General features: G+C 66.3%; 10 protein-coding genes. 7 read left to right on the top strand and 3 right to left on the bottom strand.

Annotated features, from left to right (window positions below; genetic code table 11):
* Positions 1–21 precede the first annotated feature (21 nt).
* Genes LXE91_RS33750 through LXE91_RS33735 form a run of 4 tightly spaced genes read left to right on the top strand, consistent with a single transcriptional unit; the run spans position 22 to position 12,425 of the window.
* Positions 22–9,516 (top strand): non-ribosomal peptide synthetase, encoded by a 9,495-nt coding sequence (locus tag LXE91_RS33750; RefSeq protein ID WP_046543599.1) that lies wholly within the window; start codon positions 22–24, stop codon positions 9,514–9,516.
* Positions 9,513–10,169, top strand: a complete 657-nt coding sequence (locus LXE91_RS33745; protein WP_039355063.1) for a glycosyltransferase family 25 protein — start codon at positions 9,513–9,515, stop codon at positions 10,167–10,169. The genes LXE91_RS33750 and LXE91_RS33745 overlap by 4 nt, the downstream gene beginning before the upstream one ends.
* A gap of 53 nt (positions 10,170–10,222) precedes the next feature.
* Complete coding sequence (locus LXE91_RS33740) at positions 10,223–10,705, top strand: hypothetical protein (protein WP_046196791.1); 483 nt, start codon at positions 10,223–10,225, stop codon at positions 10,703–10,705.
* Between the two features lie 16 nt (positions 10,706–10,721).
* Entirely contained in the window at positions 10,722–12,425 is a 1,704-nt protein-coding gene (locus LXE91_RS33735; protein ID WP_039355066.1) for a cyclic peptide export ABC transporter, read from the top strand.
* Between the two features lie 178 nt (positions 12,426–12,603).
* Here LXE91_RS33735 and LXE91_RS33730 read toward each other — a convergent pair whose 3' ends face one another.
* Positions 12,604–12,933, bottom strand: coding sequence for a hypothetical protein (locus tag LXE91_RS33730; RefSeq protein WP_278068180.1), 330 nt, complete (start codon positions 12,931–12,933; stop codon positions 12,604–12,606).
* Between the two features lie 24 nt (positions 12,934–12,957).
* Between LXE91_RS33730 and LXE91_RS33725 the strand changes: the two genes are divergently transcribed.
* On the top strand, positions 12,958–13,518 hold the full coding sequence (locus LXE91_RS33725; RefSeq protein ID WP_249215635.1) for a LuxR C-terminal-related transcriptional regulator: 561 nt from the start codon (positions 12,958–12,960) through the stop codon (positions 13,516–13,518).
* A 70-nt stretch (positions 13,519–13,588) separates the two neighbouring features.
* Here LXE91_RS33725 and LXE91_RS33720 read toward each other — a convergent pair whose 3' ends face one another.
* Positions 13,589–14,410, bottom strand: a complete 822-nt coding sequence (locus tag LXE91_RS33720) for a response regulator transcription factor (RefSeq protein WP_039355071.1) — start codon at positions 14,408–14,410, stop codon at positions 13,589–13,591.
* Between the two features lie 256 nt (positions 14,411–14,666).
* Here LXE91_RS33720 and LXE91_RS33715 point away from each other — a divergent pair, with 256 nt between their 5' ends.
* Both LXE91_RS33715 and LXE91_RS33710 read left to right on the top strand, forming a co-directional pair.
* On the top strand, positions 14,667–15,431 hold the full coding sequence (locus tag LXE91_RS33715; RefSeq protein ID WP_135370803.1) for a hypothetical protein: 765 nt from the start codon (positions 14,667–14,669) through the stop codon (positions 15,429–15,431).
* A 282-nt stretch (positions 15,432–15,713) separates the two neighbouring features.
* Entirely contained in the window at positions 15,714–17,462 is a 1,749-nt protein-coding gene (locus tag LXE91_RS33710) for a cholesterol oxidase substrate-binding domain-containing protein (protein ID WP_039355078.1), read from the top strand.
* Between the two features lie 52 nt (positions 17,463–17,514).
* On the opposite strand, the gene LXE91_RS33705 is transcribed toward LXE91_RS33710, so the two are convergent.
* A complete protein-coding gene (locus tag LXE91_RS33705) occupies positions 17,515–18,216 on the bottom strand; it encodes a TetR/AcrR family transcriptional regulator (RefSeq protein WP_039355081.1) in 702 nt (233 codons plus the stop codon).
* Positions 18,217–18,243: the final 27 nt, after the last annotated feature.

The following is an 18,243-nucleotide window of genomic DNA, read 5'->3' as shown; positions in this document are numbered from 1 at the left end:
CAACGTCTCAAGGAGTTTCCCGTGCAAGACAATAACGTGCTGGTCACCGACCATCGCTATGCAGCCACCGCGCGTTTCTGGCGCGAAAGCCTTTCCCGGGTCGCCGGCGTGTACGGAATCGCGGCGTACGCCCCGAGCCAGCAGCCGGGCCGCCAGCTGTCCCGCTCGGTGCGGCTCACGCCCGCGTCGCTCGACCTGTTGCGGCGCATCGGCGACGGCGAGCTGGCCGAATTCGCCGTCACGGCGGCGGGCATCGCGTTCCTGCTCTGGAAATACTTCCGGATTCCGGTCACGGTGCTCGGCACGCCGGGGCTGGCCGGGCATCCGTCGGCCCGGGCCGCCATCGTTCCGCTGATCATCGAGGTCCGCCCCGACGAGCGCATCGAGGACTACCTGTCGCGCGTGGCCGGGATCGTGGAAGACAGCTACGCCGAGCCTCGATTCCCGCTGGAAACGCTCGTGCGCAACGAAAAGGACATGGCGCTCGCGCAGCTCACGAAAGTCGCGCTGGCGGACGACCGCGTGCACCACGCACCGACCGGTCGGGACGACGATCTGCAGTTGCACCTGCGGCTCGCGCGCGGCGAAATCGAGCTTCGTTACAGCGGGGCCATCGAGCCTTTCATCATCGACGGTTTCGCCGGCAGCCTCGCCGCGGTGCTGGAGGCATTCGAACACCTCGACGGGGCCGTCGGCGACATCGAAGCGGCCCCGCCGGAAGAGGGCCCGCTGCTGGCCGCGTTCAACGAAACCGCGACGGCCGGCCCCAGCCATCCGACGGTCGTCGCCATGTTCGAAGCCCAGGTCGCACGCACGCCGACGGCGCCGGCCCTGGTCACCGACAGTTCGCTGATGACCTACGCCGACCTGAACGCGCGGGCCAACAGCCTCGCGCATCACTTGCGCGAGCACCACGGCGTCGGGCCGGAATCGCTGGTCGGCATCATGCTCGACCGTTCCGAATGGATGATCGTCGCGATTCTCGGCATCCTGAAGGCAGGGGCGGCGTTCGTTCCGCTGGACCCGGCGTATCCGGCCGAGCGGATCAATCACATCCTCGGCGACACCGGCCTGTCGCTGCTGGTGACCCAGTCGAGTCAGCTCGCGCAGTGGTATGAATTCTCCGGCGTGACGCTGCTGCTGGACCAGGAACTCCCCGGCTGGGCGCCGCTGCCGGACAACCCGCCGCACCGTGCAGAACCGGCGCACCTGGCCTACGTGCTCTACACGTCGGGCTCGACCGGGAAACCCAAAGGCTGCCTGCTCGAACACCGGAACCTGGCCCACTACATCGCGTGGGCCGCCGCGTATTACTTTCCGGAAAGCACGACCGGCAGTTTCGGCCTGTACAGCTCGCTCTGCTTCGACTTCACGCTCACCAACATCTTCTGCCCGCTGGTGCGCGGCAAGACGCTGCGCATCTATCCGCAGTCGGAAAGCATCGACACCATCCTGGCCCGGATGTTCCAGCCCGGCAGCGGCGTCGACACCCTCAAGCTCACGCCCACCCACATTCACCTGCTGGAATACATGAACCTGGCACGCTCCGGCGTGCGCAAGGTGATCGTGGGCGGCGAGGAACTGACGCCCCAGCACATCGCCACGCTGCGCAAGATCGATCCCGCGATCGAAATCTACAACGAGTACGGTCCCACCGAGGCGACGGTCGGCTGCATCGTCGAGCGCGTCGAGGACGCGCCGCCCACGGTGCTGATCGGCCGCCCCATCGCCAACACCCGGGTGTACATGCTCGACGACGCGCTGCGGCCGGTTCCGCTCGGCGTGCCAGGGGAAATCTGCCTCGCCGGCGCCGGCCTTGCACGCGGCTACCATCAGCGGCCCGACGTCACCGCCGCGAAATTCGTCGAGCATCCGTTTCCCGGCGAAGCGCGCATCTATCGCACCGGCGACATCGGCCGGTGGCTGCCCGACGGACGTATCCAGTGCTACGGACGCGTCGACCACCAGGTCAAGATCCGCGGGCACCGTGTCGAACTCGGCGAGATCGAGGCCGCGATCGCCGCGCACGAGGACGTCGGCGGCGCCGCGGTCATGCTGCGCGAATCCGCCCACGGGGTGCGCAAGCTGGCGGCCTACGTCAAGGGCGCCGCGAGACTGAGCGTGCCGGACCTGCGGGCCTACCTGGCCGGGAAGCTGCCGGACTACATGGTCCCGTCCGACATCATCCCGATCGCCGAATTCCCGCTCAACGCCAACGGCAAGCTGGATCGCCCGGCGCTCCTGGCCCTGGAGCCCGCCGCCGCGCCCGAGGAAGCCCCTCTCGACGCCACGCCGATTCAGCGCGAACTGGTGCGCATCTGGCGCGACGTGCTCGACAATCCGGCCGTCGATCTCACCGGCCGCTTCTTCGACTACGGCGGCGATTCGCTGCAAGCCATGCAGCTGGTCTCGCGGATCTGGAGCAGCTTCTCCGTCGAGATCGGTATCGACGCGATCTTCGAACTCCAGACCATCGGCGCTGTGTCCGACCTGATCGAAGCGTCGTCGCCCCACCCCGGTTCGACGGCCGGCGCCATCCTGCCCCGCTCGCGCGCGAACGACCTGCCGCTGTCCTTTCCGCAGCAGCGGCTGTGGTTCCTCGCGCAACTGGAAGGCCCGTCGGCCACCTACAACATCTCGAGCGCGCTGCGCTTCGAAGGCGAACTCGACGTCGCGCGCCTGCGGTTTGCCGTGTCCGAGATCAGCCGGCGTCACGAGATCCTGCGCACGACGTTTCCCGCCGTCGACGGCCGCGGGGTTCAACGCATCGCGCCGCCGGCGCCGGTCGCGCTCGACGTCGTCGACGTCGCCAGCGAATCCGACACGCTCGCGCTGCTCGCGGAGGAAGCCGACCGCCCGTTCGATCTCGCCGCCGGGCCGCTCTGTCGCGTCGTGCTGTATCGCGTCCATGAGCGCCTGCACGTCTTCGGCATCGTGATGCATCACATCGTCTCCGATGCATGGTCGTCAGGCATCCTCATCGGCGAGCTGGCCGCGCTCTATGCCGGCGAGTCGCTGCCGGAACTGACCGTGCAGTACGCGGACTACGCCGTGTGGCAGCACGAGCGCCTGGCGTCCGCCGACACGCATCGGGAACTGGCGCTCCTGAGCGCCGCGCTGGCGGACGCGCCGGACCTGATCGAACTGCCCACCGACCGCCCCCGGCCCGCCGTCCAGCAGTTCCGCGGCGCGGTCCTGCCGTTCCAGCTGAGCAGCGAACGCGCCGACGGCCTGCGCGCGCTTGCCCGTGCGTCCGGCACCAGCACGTTCATGGTCGTGCTCGCCGCGTATGCGCTGCTCCTGTCGCGATACAGCAACCAGCAGGACCTCGTCATCGGCTCCCCGATCGCCAATCGGCGTTCCAGCATGACCGAGCCGCTGATCGGCTTCTTCGCGAACATGCTCGCGCTGCGCGTGGACCTGTCGGGCAATCCGACCTTCGGTGAACTGCTGGCGCGCGTGAAGCGCGTCGCGCTGGACGGCTACAGCCGCCAGGAGATTCCGTTCGAGCAGGTGGTGGATTCGCTCGAGCTCGAACGCAACCTGGGCCGCACGCCGGTGTTCCAGGTCGTGTTCGCGTACGAGAAAGCGCAATCCCGGGCGGTGAGCTTCCCCGGTCTCGTGGCCACGCCGGTGGCGGTGGAGACCCACACCGCGAAGTTCGACCTCACGCTTCATGTTCAGGATGCCGACGACGGCCTCGCGGGCTCGCTGGAATACAACCTGGATCTGTTCGACGCCGCCACGATCGATCGCATGGCGGAACACTTCCGCACGCTCGTCGATGCCGTGATCGCCGATCCGGACCGCCCGCTCGGCGCGCTGTCGTTGTCGAATGAAGCGGAGCGGAACCTGCTGACCGTCGAGTGGAACCGCACCGACACGGATTTCGGCGACGCCGCCGCGCAACCGCTGCATCGCCTGTTCGAGCAACAGGCGGAGCGCACGCCCGATGCCGTCGCTGTCGTCTTCGATGACACCGCGCTCACCTACGCCGAACTCAACCTGCGCGCCAACCGCCTCGCCCACCACCTCGTCGCGCTCGGCGTCGTTCCCGACGCACTCGTCGGCGTCGCCATGGAGCGCTCCCTCGACATGAGCGTCGCCCTGCTCGCGATCCTCAAGGCCGGCGGCGCTTATGTTCCGGTCGACCCCGACTACCCCGCCGAGCGCGTGCGCTTCATGATCGACCACGCGCAGTTGCGCTGGCTCCTCACCCAGCAGCATCTGCGCGACGCGCTGCCCGACACCGACGCGCACGTGATCGTCGTCGATCGCGACGCGCTCGACCTCGATGCCGCGGCGACGTCCAACCCCGCGCCCGCGCTGAACGGCGACAACCTCGCCTACATGATCTACACGTCCGGCTCGACCGGCCGCCCCAAGGGCGCGCTCAACACCCATCGCGCGATCACCAACCGCATCCTCTGGATGCAGCACGCCTATGCGCTCGGCGCCGACGATGCCGTGCTGCAGAAGACCCCGTTCAGCTTCGACGTCTCGGTCTGGGAACTCTTCTGGCCGCTCGTCACCGGCGCGCGCCTCGTGTTCGCCCGCCCCGGCGGCCAGCGCGAGACCGACTACCTGGTCGAGCTCATCGAGCGCGAACGCATCACCACGATCCATTTCGTGCCGTCGATGCTGCGCGCGTTCCTCGATCATCCGGACCTCGACGCGCACTGCGCGTCGCTGCGCCGCGTCGTGTGCAGCGGCGAAGCCTTGCCCCACGACCTGCAGCAGCGCTGCCTCGAGCGCCTGGACGTCAAGCTCTACAACCTCTACGGCCCCACCGAGGCCGCCGTCGACGTGACCGCGTGGGAATGCCGGCGCGACGATCCGCACCGCATCGTGCCGATCGGCAGGCCCATCGCCAACACTCGCCTCTACATCGTCGACGCGCAGATGCAGCCCACGCCGATCGGCGTGGCCGGCGAATTGCTGATCGGCGGCACGCCGGTCGGGCGCGGCTACCACGGCGAACCCGAACTGAGCGCCGAGAAGTTCATCGCCGATCCGTTCTCCGCCGACCCGCTCGCGCGCCTCTACCGCACCGGCGACCTCGCACGCTACCGGCCCGACGGCAACATCGAGTTCCTCGGCCGCATCGATCACCAGATCAAGCTCCGCGGCCTGCGCATCGAACCCGGTGAAATCGAGGCGGCGCTGCGCGCGCATCCGTCGGTCGACGACTGCGTCGTGATCGCGAAAACCGAAGGAGCCCGAACGTTCCTGATCGCCTATGTCGCGACCGCCACGCCGGACATCGCCGGTCTGCGCGGTTATCTGAGCGGCAAGCTCGCCGACTACATGGTGCCGTCGCAGTTCGTCGCCCTTGAATCCTTGCCGATGCTGCCGAACGGCAAGATCAACCGCAAGGCGCTGCCGCTTCCGGCGGATCGGGTCGACGCGGCCCAGCCGCACGCACCCGCCGTCACGCCGCGGGAAATCCTGCTGGCGTCGATCTGGCAAGACGTGCTGCAGCTGCCTTCCGTCGGCATTCACGACAATTTCTTCGAACTCGGCGGCGACTCGATCCTGAGCATCCAGGTGATCGCGCGCGCCAATCAGGCAGGGCTGCGCGTGACGGCGAAGCAGCTGTTCCAGTATCAGACGATCGCGCAGCTGGCCGCCGCGCCCGAGGAGCGGGCAACCTGCGCGCCGACCTTGAGCCCGCTGGGCGATGCGCCGCTCACGCCGGTGCAGCACTGGTTCTTCGAACAGGAGATCGATGCGCCGTCGCACTACAACCAGACGGTCCTGATCCAGGTGCCGGCGGATATCGACGCGTCGAGGCTGGCCGACGCGTTCCGGCAGGTCTACGACCATCACGACGCGTTGCGACTGCGTTTCTCGCGCGATGCGGGCCGCTGGACCCAGCAGGTCGTCGCCGGCGGCGAGATGCCGGCGCTCTTCGAGAAGCAGGTGATCGCCGGCGACGCCGGCGAGCGCCTGGCGGCGATGCGTGCCGCCGCCGCTGACGCGGAGCGCGGCATCGACATCACGCATGGCCCGTTGCTGGCGGCCCGGCTCTTCTGCCTGGCCGATGAACCGCTCGCCCGCCTGTTCGTGTCGATCCATCACCTCGCGGTGGACGGCGTGTCATGGCGCGTGCTCCTCGAGGACCTGCATGCCGCCTACCACGGCCAGCCGCTGCCCGGGAAGACGACTTCGTTCCGCGAATGGGCGTTGCATCTGCAGCAACTGGCCCGGTCGCCCGCGATCGGCGACGAAGCGCGGCTGTGGCAAGCCCTCCTCGCGCAGCCCGTCGAGCCGATGCCGGTGGACTATCCGGGCACGGGCGCGGCCAACAACGCGGTCGACGACGCGTCGTCCGTTTCATTCGAGCTGGACGAAGCCGATACCACCGCGTTGCTGCGCCGGCTGCCGCGGGCCTACGACACCCGCATCAACGACGTCCTGCTCGTCGCGCTCGCACAAGCCTGCAGCATGGTCACGGGCAACACCCGCACGCGGATCGATCTCGAGAGTCACGGCCGCCACGTGTCGGATGCGCCGCTCGACCTCAGCCGGACGGTGGGCTGGTTCACGTCCATCTACCCGGTCGTGCTCGACGCCGACGCGATGCACGCGCCGGAGCAAGCGCTGCGTGCCGCGCGGCAGCAGCTGCGCCGGATTCCGGCCGACGGTCTCGGTTATTCGCTGCTCCGCTACCAGAGCCCCGACGCCGCCGTGCGCGACAGTCTCGCCGCGTTGCCGAAGGCCGATATTCTCTTCAACTATCACGGGCAGCTCGATACCGTATTGCGGCAATCCGATGGCTGGCGCCCGGCGGCCGAAGACCTCGGTTCGCTGCGCGCCGGGCGGTCGCAGCGCACGCACGCCTTCGAGATCGTTGCGGCCGTTGCCGACGGCAAGCTCCAGGTGGACTGGCGCTACGGCGAGCGGCTCCACCGGCGGCAGACGGTCGAGAACCTGGCCGCGCACTTCAGGGACCGGTTGCTCGACTTCGCGGCGTCGGTCCCCGACACCGCAGCGAACGATATCGAGGACAGCTACCCGCTCTCGTCGCTGCAGCAGGGCATCCTGTTCCATTCGCTGTACGACCTCGATCCTGCCGCCTATTTCCAGCAGTTCAGCTTTGTCGTCAGCGGCCCGCTCCAGGTGCCGGCGCTCCGGCAGGCGTGGGCCCATGCGCTCGCGCGCCATGCCGTGCTGCGCACCGCGTTCGCGTGGGCCGATCGCGACCATCCCGTCCAGACCGTGCAGCACACGGTCGACCTGCCATGGACCTTCCTTGACTGGCGGCACCGCGATGCGTCCCGCCGCGCGCAGGATTTCGATGCGTTCCTCGCCGACGACCGGAAGCGCGGCTTCGATCTGCAGCGCGCGCCGTTGTTCCGCTGCACGCTGATCCAGGAAACGGACACGCGCCATCGCTTCTGCTGGAGCGCGCACCACATCATCCTCGACGGCTGGAGCACCGCGACCCTGATGAAAGAGGTGTTCGACGACTACCTGTCGCTCGCCCGCACCGGCATGCCTGCGGTCGCGGCGTCGGCGCCGGGATACCGCGCGTACATCGACTGGCTCGCGCGTCATCCTCGCTCGGCCGACGAAACCTGGTGGCGCGCCGAGCTGGCCGGCTTCCGGGCCGCCACGCCGATCGCGGCCAGTCCGGCCCGGCAGGCGACCGGCGACGCCGCGCGGCAGGACAAGCGCCGGACCCAGCAATTCCTGCTCGACGAGGCGCTGGCCGCGCGGCTGCAAACGCTCACGCGCACGCATCGCGTCACCCTCAACGTGCTGATCCGCGCGGTCTGGGCGTTGGTGCTGCGGCGCCGCGCCGGAACGGACGACGTCGTCTTCGGTGTCACCGTGTCCGGTCGCCCGCCGATGCTCGACGGCGTCGAGTCGATCGTGGGGCTGTTCATCAACACGCTGCCGCTGCGCCTGCGGATCGCGCCCGAGCGCCCGTTCATCGAATGGCTGGCAGAGGTCCACGCAGCCCAGACGGCGATGGAGCCGCATTCGTACAGCTCGCTGGTCGATATCCAGTCGTGGAGCGAACTGCCCGCCGGCGACAGTCTGTTCGACAGCCTGCTGGTCTTCGAGAACTTCCCGGTTGCCGCCGCCCCCGATCTCGGGCCGGACGACATCGAGATCCTCGACACCCGCGCGTTCGCGGAATCGAACTACCCGCTGACCCTGACCGTGCACCCGAACGAGCGCATCGGCTTCCATATTTCGCACGATGCCCACCGCATCGCGCCGGAGGTCGTGCGGCAGATGCTCGATACCCTCCGCACGTTGCTCGAGCGATTCGCCGAGAACCCGGGCCAGCTGACCGGCCAGCTCGCCGCTCCGCCGGCCGCCGACGGCCAGCCGAGCGCGCCGCGCGGTGCGGCCGGACCGGCAATCGAAGCCGCTGCCGGTGCGGCCACGGCGGCACGCGCCGTCGCGCATACAGCGGACGAAAGCACGTTGCTGGAGATCTGGCGGCAGATCTTCAAAAGAGACGACATCGCGGTCAGCGACAACTATTTCGACCTGGGCGGCCACTCGATCATCGCGATCCAGCTGATGGCCCATGTCGAGAAGGCGTTCGATCGCCGGCTGCCGATTTCCTGTCTCTTCGAGAATCCGACGATCGAGAAACTGGCGGCGGCGCTGGCCGCGAAAGAGCCGTCCGCGCCCGCCGGCGGACTCGTGCCGATTCGCGACGGCGGCCCCGCCGCGCCGCTCTTCCTGCTGCCGGGCGCCGGCGGGAACGTGGTCTACTTCCACCCGCTCGCGAACCACCTGAGCGAGGCTCACGCGATTCACGGGCTGGAAGCGCTCGGCCTCGACGGCGCGTGCGAGCCGCTCACCCGCGTGGAAGACATCGCGGCCCGTCATATCGAACGCATCTGGCCGCTGGTGGGCGCGGGTCCGTACTACCTCGCGGGCCACTCGTTCGGCGCGCACGTGGCGCTCGAAATGAGCCGGCAACTGGTCGCCAAGGGCGCCGACGTGAAACTGCTGGCGATCTTCGACGCGTCAGCGCCCATCGACAGCTCGGCCGCCACTTACTGGCAGGACTGGGACGACACCGAATGGCTGGTCGCGATCGCCCACGAAATCGGCACCTTCCTCGGGACCGACCTTCAGGTGACGCGAGCAGACCTCGTCCATCTCGATCCCGACGCCCAGGCCGGCCTGATCCTCGCACGGATCGGCGACCGCGGCAGCTGGTTCGCGGACGCCGGGTCCGACCGCCTGCGCGCCTACCTGCGCGTCTATCAGGCCAACTTCAAGTCGCACTACGCGCCGCAAGCCACCCCGCTGCCCGTGCCGATCGCGTTGTTCCGCAGCACCGAGCGCGATCCCGGCGACTACGCGCCGTCGACCGAGATCGCGCAGCTTCGCCTGGACGCGACCTGGGGATGGTCCCGCTTCTCGGCGCACCCCGTCGCGGTAACGGACGTCCCGGGCGACCACCTGACCATGCTGCTCGATCCGCATGCTGGTGTCCTCGCCGCCCATGTCAATTCGTTTCTGGAAAAAACGCCCTCATGAAATCAACGCCGACGATCGACAATACCTTTGCCCGCAAGGTCTGCATCAACCTGGACCGGCGCCCCGACCGCTGGGAAGCGATGCAGCGAAAATTCGCAGAGCAGAACATCCTCACGGTGGAGCGGCTGCCTGCCGTCGATGCAAGGCTGGTGAGGGTGCCGGAATCGTTGAGCCATATGCGTGCGCAGGACTACGGCTGCACGATGAGCCATCTCGCCGCGGTGAAGCAGGCGAAGGCCGCCGGTGCGAGCGAAGTCCTGATCTTCGAGGACGACGCGTTCTTCGACGCCGATTTCGCCGCGCGCTTTCCCGAGTTCATCGCGCAAGTGCCGGACGACTGGCACATGCTGTTCCTGGGCGCGTATCACTTCACGCCGCCGATTCCCGTCGCGCCGAACATCGTCAAGGCCGTGGAGACGCTCACCGCGCACGCGTACGTCGTCAGGGCCTCGCTTTACGACGCCTTCATCGCGATCAACGAAAACCCGCCGGCGATCAACGACCGCAACAACCTCGTCCTGCAGCAGACGTTCAACTGCTACTGCTTCGAGCCGAACCTGGTCGGACAGGAGTCCGGCTACTCCGACATCATGGACGAAGTGATGCCGGAGAAGCCGCTGACCTATTCCATGCCCATTCCGGACGGCTGGTAACACCTGCCGCCCGTGCTCGCCGCGATCCATCACTCGACAGGCCATTGAACATCATGCAACTCACCACCGTTGACCTCGAAGCGGCGTTCGTGCAGGCCGCGCTGGATGCGCTTCACCGGGACTGCAAGCTCGGCGACGCGATTTCACTGGCTTACGGGAAATGCGAATCGACCGCCGGCGTGATCGACCTGATCTTTCCGCTGATCACGAAGAAACTGCGGATCGATTACATCCTCATGTACAGCATCGAAAGCAATTCCCGCACGCTCCTGCAATTTCTCCGGCAGACCGAGTCGGGGCTGGCACGGAGCGAAAACTGGACGGCCGCCTCGGTCGAGGCCGCGTTGCGAAGCGTGGCCGATTCACCGGACGGCGTCGGCTGGGAGCGTGCGCAGCGCCTGCTGAAGTGCTGCATCCTGTTTTCCGATTCGCCGCTGGGAATCGTGGAAAGCATCACGTTCCTGGGCAAGCCAGAAACCTCGTCGAGGTTGAGATCAGCGGCAAGCAATGTCGAACTCAGCCACCTGATCAACTGAGACCTATTGGCCACTCATGGATTCCGCTCAAAGCAAATCGCCGCCATGGCATTCCGCCGCCACCCTGATGTGGCGCAGTCATCCCTGGCTGACGCTGGGCACGGTCCTGACGGGCCTCGTCAGCGGCATCGCGTCGATCGTGGGCGTCGGGTTGATCAGCACCGTGCTGCACGACCAGGATGATCGACGGACGCTGTTGCTGCTGTTCATCGCGGTGAATGTCGTCGCGGTGGTCTGCAGGAGCTGCGCTGCCGTGATGCCCTCCTATGCCTGCATGAAAGTCATGACGCGATTGCGCGTCAACCTGTGCAAAAGGATCCTGGCGACCCCGCTGGATGAAATCGACAGACGCGGCGCCCCCAACGTGCTGACCATGCTGACACAGGATATTCCGCAGCTGAGCCAGACCCTGCTGACCATCCCGACGATCATCGTTCAATCAGTCATCCTGATCTGCAGCATCGCCTATCTCGCCTATCTCTCGTGGATCGTGTTCGCGTCGACGATCATCCTGACCCTCGTCGGCCTGGTGCTTTATCTGTTTTTCTATCGGAAGGCGGTCAATTTCACGGAGCGGGTTCGCGATGAATTCGTCCAGTTCAACGAATACACACATGGCCTCGTGTTCGGCATCAAGGAGCTCAAGCTCAACCGGGCCCGGCGACGCTGGTTTACCCGCGCCGCGATCGAATTGTCATCGAAGCGCGTGGCGGGATTCAATTACGTAGAGCGTTTCTGGTTCATGAGCGGCGACAGCATCGGCCAGATCACGGTAGCGGTCCTGCTCGGATGCCTGCTGTTCGGCGTACCTTCGCTGGGCGTCGTGGATCCCTCCGTCCTCACGGCGAGCATCCTGGCCGTGCTCTACATGATGGGGCCCTTGACCATGCTGATCAATATTCTGCCGGTGGTGGCCGAAGGCAAGACCGCGCTCGCCCGGCTGGCGGAATTCGGCTTTCTGATCGACGACACGCAGGCTTCGCACGAGGAACCGCGCGCTGCCGGCAACGTGGAATCCCTGTCGGCCAAGTCATGGAAGGTCATCGAGTTGAAAGACGTGACGATGAACTACCGTGACAACGAAGCGTCGGTCGACTTCGTGCTCGGCCCCATCGACATGACGATTCATGCCGGAGAACTCGTCTACGTGATCGGCGGAAACGGCAGCGGCAAGAGCACGCTGGGCAAGGTCCTCAGCGGCCTCTATGCGCCTACCGGCGGCACGATTTCCCTCGACGGAAAAGTCGTTGACGACGCTGCCAGGGAACGGTACCGAAACCTGTTTTCCGCCGTCTTCACCGATTTCCATTTGTTCAATCGCATCATCGGACCGGATCGGGGCAATGAAAGCATCGAGCTTGCCCGGAAATACCTCGACACCCTGAAACTGGCGGACAAGATCGAGATTTCCGGCCGGACCTACTCGACCACCCGCGCGTTGTCGACAGGGCAACGCAAGCGCTTGGCGTTGCTTTGCGCGTACATCGAGGATCGTCCGATTTATATCCTGGACGAATGGGCCGCCGATCAGGATCCGGTGTTCAAGCGATTCTTCTATGAAGTGCTGGTTCCCGATCTGAAATCCCGCGGGAAATGCGTCGTCATCATCACCCACGACGATCAGTACTTCAAGCTGGCGGATCGGGTCATTCGCCTGGATAGCGGCCGCATCTTCTCCGATACGGCCATGTGTGCCGTGCGGGCCGAGGCTGCCGGATGAGCAGCGATCCGGATGCAGAGAAGGTGCGCACCGTCTGTCGCAGACGCGCGGAACGGTCGCCGTGCGCCGTACCGGCTTCGACGGCCGGCGATGTAGCGTCTGTCCCGGCAATCCGTTACAGACGCGTTCGCATCCGGGTGTTTAAATCATGTCGGCATTCATGCGCACAAGCGCAGCTTCAACGTCTCATCAGGAATCCCTTCATGGAGTTCAGCAGATTGTTCGCACACGTCGGCGAAGCGATCTCGAGCAGCGGGAGCCGACGTTTTCCCCGGATGATGTACAACCTGATCGCCGCGGCGGTCCCCGTCGACGAGATCCGCATTTCGGAGCTGGCGGTCGACGACGCGCCTGACGGCCATCCCGAGGTGCGCAGCCTCGGCGCGGTCGGCGCGGCGCTCGCGAAGGCCGGCGCGGCCGCTGTCCGTTGCGGGCCGCAGATGCCGCCGCGCGCGGGCGCGAGCCCCTGCACGTCGACGACACGCTCGCCGGCCACGGCCCGATCCACGCGCAGCTCGACCGCTTCATCCTCATGCAGGCGGCGATCGTGTCGCCGCGTTACGCGCAATTCCACCTCGTGACCCGCAAGCGGGGCCACTGTTATGTGATCTCGTTGTATCGCACCTGTACGTTCGACGATTTCTCGCCGCAGGAGCGGACCTTCCTCAAGGAACTCTCGCACGTGCTGTTTCCGATCGTCGAGAGCCATGTCGCGGCGCTCGATTCGGCTCCGCCGTCCGCCCGCGTGACAGCCGCCGCGCCGCCGGCGACGCAATCGGGCCGGGAGCGCGTGGCGCGGCGGTTCGCCGATCGCCTGGAGCAAGCCGGCGTCAAGCTGTCGACGCGCGAGATCGAGGCATGCACCGCACTGCTGGCCGGTGACACGGTGCCCGCCATCGCCATGCGCTTCGCGCTGCGCGAAAGCACCGTCGAAACCTACCTGAAGCGGGCGGCCGTCAAGCTGGGCTTCAGCGGGCGTCATGGGCTGACGCGCTGGATGCTCGACGAGACGGCCGGGGCCGCGACGGAAGCTGGCGGGGGCGAGATGAGAACCGTGCGGCGCGACTACGTGGCGCCGCGCATCGGAACCTGAGGGCCCGCGGCCCGAACGCGCATGCCCGGTGGCGTGCGTCGCGCGTCCGCGGCGTGATGGCGTGACGGTGTCACGCCGCCGACGCGCACGGAACGGAATCGTCGATCATCCATTTCGTGAGCCCGTGCCGGCCGCTGATGCCGAGCTTCACCGCGGCGCGCTTGATGTACGTCTCGATCGTGCTCTCCTTCACACCGAGCTCGCCGGCCATTTCGCGCAGCATCTTGCCCGCGAGCAGGCCGAGGCACACTTCGTTTTCACGCGCGGACAGCACGACCCTCGCGCGCGCGAGCCGCGATTCGAACTCGTGGCGCAGCGCCTCGACACCGGGCATGCCTGCCGTCGCACCGGGTGCCGTCGCGCCTTCACGCTCGCCGTGCCGGCACGTCGACGCATGCCACTCGACGAGCGGCAGCAGCGTATCGGCGAAGTTCTTCAGGAACGACATCTCCTGCAACGAGAAGTCGCGATGCGATGCCGTGCGATGCAGCGAGATCACGTAGCGGCGATTCGCCTTGCCCGACACGAGATGGCACTGAAATCCGCCGCCCGGCCCGCGCGGCGGCGCGACTTCGCCGCCATTGCCGCGCCGCATCAGCGGATTGATGTGAATGAGCTGCCGGTCGCAGGCCGCCAGGATCCGGTTCAACGGCGGATGCGCTGCCGGTTCCCGCTCACCGTGCGCGGCCGGCGCGCCGCGCCCGTCATCGCCCGGCGCGCCGGCCGCGCCGAGCGATTGCACGCGGACGACTTCGCCCGCCGGCTCGTCGAGCGTCCATTCAGTCATCCGGGTGATCGCGAGCGGAATCGACTCGACCAGCAATGCATGCATGTCGGATGCGAACCGCTCACTGCCTGCGCTCGAAATCACCTTCCCGAGCTTCGCGAACATCTGACTCTCCTTGTTGTGCGTGCTTGAGGACCGGACGCAACGCAAGCGCCGGCGAACCGGCACGGCTTGCGCGGCGCGCGTCGGGTCGCGCTGCGTCGCGCGCCTTCTCAGGAGGGCAACGCGCCGCCGCCAGCGCGCGCCGATGCGTCCGGCTCATGCGAGACGACGGCGCGCCGTTCCCTGTTCAGCCCGATGCGAGCGACTCGCGAAGCCGCGAAAGGCTGAAACGTCCATTTCGGCCGATTCGCGTTGCCGGATGAAAACGCGCCGCCGCCGGACGTGCCGAAAACCTGAATCGGAAAACCCGGCGCCGGCTCGACGCGGGCGCGTTCCCGGCGAATTCAACGAAAAATCTCGATCAAAAAGCGAAACGATTCTTTCCATTGAATTTGATCCACGTATATCCCAGCCGCGTATGATAGCGACGATTCAAGACATTTGCAGTCAACCCGACATCTATTTTTTAAAACACATCATTCACAAACTGGAAATCAATCAATTCGCGAGCCGTTCATTGGCATTATTACGGATACAAGGAAAAATCGACATCCATTTACCACGAACTTTTGTAATAATCACCCACGCGACGCATACCACGAATTTTCATCCGGGAGCCTTATTCGAGAGAATAATTACCGGATTTCACCATACCCCCGCCCATCGACCCGGTTTCAGGTATTGTCTTCCGGGCGTCATTTCGATTCGCTCAACAATCGATTCTATATACGCGGCGGCAAAGCATAATTTGCGCTCCAAGCCCACGGCGGCAAGGCGCCGGCACTTGCGTTGCATAATACCCACAACGGACGAAGCCATTTCCCGTCATAAAATTTCCATATTAAATGACGCGAAATTCGTCAACTCCGCCGCTTGTCACCCGATAGATAAATTGCTACGCTTCCGACCGAAATATACGACGCATCGTCAATCAACCTTGAACTGCGACCGGGTTTATTTAAAAAATCGAAACATGAAGATTAATATTCACGTGAAATCATTTTTTACCGATCGTCGCGGCTAGCGCTTCGCCACACGCGATTCCGTCGAATCTCCCTATCTGCTTGCCGACAGAACAGGCCGACGGCCAATTGAAGCAATCGCCAGGCGGTTTTCCGATTTCCTATTAGACGTCCGTGGTGATGTGCGGCTGCGTATTGCCGAACGCACCGTCTTTTTCAATCCTGGCCCACCCACGCGCAACGCTTCCCGCGCGTCGCACCTGCTCGAATTGCCACACGAGTCTCAACGCGTCATTTGTCGTCTTTCCAATCTGCAAAACAATTCCGAAAAATTGGAGCACACCATGAGTCACGACTTCAGAGACGAACCTGCGCCGCGTCGCGCCTTCCTGGCCGACATGGCGAAGCTCGCGGCGGCCGGCATCGTCACCGGCTGGACACCGCTCTACCAGGTTGCGGCGCACGCGCGGACGGCCGGCGACACACCGCCCGGCTTCCCGGCCGACATCCCGCTTTACAAGCAGGCGTTCCTGAACTGGAGCGGCGAGATCGCCGTGCAGGACGTATGGACCGCCGCGCCGCGCTCCGCCGACGACGTCGTCGCTACCGTCAACTGGGCGCGCGCAAACGGCTACCGGATACGCCCGCGCGGCTACACGCACAACTGGTCGCCGCTGACGCTGGACCCGGGCGCCGGCGCCGCGAACCTCGTGCTGCTCGATACGACGAAGTCGCTGACGGCCGTCTCCGTCGACACGTCGGCGCGTCCGGCGCGCGTCACCGCCCAAACGGGCGTCTCGCTGGAGTCGCTGCTCGCAACGCTCGAGCAGTACGGCCTCGGCGTGATTGCCGCGCCGGCCCCGGGCGACATCACGCTCGGCGGCGCGCTCGCGATCGATGCACACGGCACCGCCGTGCCGGCGGCCGGTGAAACCTTGCAGCCGGGCCATACCTACGGCTCGCTGAGCAATCTCGTGGTCGCGCTCACGGCGGTCGTGTTCGATCCGGCCCGGCAGCAATACGTGCTGCGCCGGTTCGAGCGCACCGATCCCGAGATCGGCGCGTTTCTCGCGCACATCGGGCGGGCGCTCGTCGTCGAGGTCACGCTGACGGCAGGCCCGAACCAGCGGCTACGCTGCCAGAGCTACGTCGATATTCCGGCATCCGAACTGTTCGCCGCGGCCGGCGCGACAGGCCGCACGATCGCGTCGTTTCTCGACGGCTCGGGCCGGGTGGAAGCCATCTGGTTCCCGTTCACGACCAAGCCGTGGCTCAAGGTCTGGACGCCGACGCCCAGCAAGCCGTTCCTGTCGCGCGCCGTCACGCAGCCGTACAACTATCCGTTCTCCGATTCGATCTCGCAGTCCATCTCGGATCTCGTCAAGCGGATCGTGATCGGCGGCGAAGGCGCATTGACGCCGCTGTTCGGCCAGACGCAGCTGGCCATCACGACGGCCGGTCTCGCACTCACGCTCAGCGGGGACATCTGGGGCTGGTCGCGCACCGTGCTGCAGTACATTCGGCCAACGACGCTGCGCGTCACCGCGAACGGCTACGCGGTACTGGCGCGGCGCGCCGACGTGCAGCGCGTGATCAGCGAATTCGTGCAGTTCTATCAGAACCGCGTCGACACGTACAAGGCGCGCGGCGAGTATCCGATGAACGGTCCCGTCGAGATCCGCGTCACCGGTCTCGACAAGCCGGCCGATGCCGGCCCGGGCGCGGCCGTACCCGCCTTGTCCGCGCTCAAGCCGCGCCCCGACCGGCCGGAATGGGATACCGCCGTATGGTTCGACATCCTGACGTTGCCGGGCACGCCGGCCGCCGATCGCTTCTATCGCGAGATCGAGCAATGGATGCTCGCGAACTACACCGGCTCGTATGCGACGGTGCGCCCGGAATGGTCGAAGGGCTGGGCCTATACCGACACGGCCGCCTGGCAGGACGACACGATGCTCACCACCACGATTCCGAACCTGCATCGTGAGGGCCAGCCGCCGTCGAGCAACTGGGATACGGCGCGCGCGACGCTCGAGCGCTACGACCCGCACCGGATCTTCCGGTCGCCGCTGCTCGACCGGCTGATGCCGTAGCGATCCCGGCGCAAGCCGTCCGCCACGGCGGCCAGGCGCCACGACGCACGCATCAAGCGGCGCCGTCGCGCCCCTTCGGAAACACGCCGTGGCTCATCGCATCGAGCTGCCGGCCGATCTCCGCGCGCAATTCGGCGGATATCTCGAGGCTGTCGAGCAGTTTCGAAATCCACAGCCCGTCGGCGGCGAGCCGGCAGATCATCAGCGTCGCGGCCTGCTCGAGCGGCACGGGATCAGGCCGCGTCCATTCCCGCATCGGCACCGACCAGCGCGCGCGCGTGTCCTGGTCGGTAATCATCGACGCGACCAGCACGCGCAGCACATCGGTACTCGCGACCGCGTGCGACTCGTCGAGCACCGCATGCATGTAGGCCCGCGCCACCGCGCCGGCGCCGTCGCCGTCCGCCGCCACCCGCGCGGCCATCTGCGCGGTGAACCGCTCGGTCGCCTGACCGAACAGCGCATCCAGCAACCCCTGCTTGTTCGCGAAGTGATATTGCAGCGCGCCTTTCGTCACGCCGGCCCGCTCGGCCACAGCATCGAGGGTCAGCGCGGCCACGCCGTGATGTGTCGCGATTTCCGATGCAGCCGCCAGCAACTGCGCACGCACCTGATCCGGCGCTTTTTTCCGACGCACGCCGGCGGTGGGGACGGCCGGCGCCGATGATGCTTCAGGCGCCCGTGCGCCGGCCGTTCCAGCCGGTTCGACGGGCGCGGACGCATCGTGCGGCGCGGGTTCGAGGTGTTTTTTCATGGTGCGGATGGTAGCACCCGGCGTCTC

Source organism: Burkholderia contaminans, assembly GCF_029633825.1.
In the GTDB taxonomy this organism is placed as follows: Bacteria; Pseudomonadota; Gammaproteobacteria; order Burkholderiales; family Burkholderiaceae; genus Burkholderia; species Burkholderia contaminans.
The sequence above is the reverse complement of the archived record's forward strand: the minus strand, read 5'-3'. Positions and strand labels throughout refer to the sequence as shown.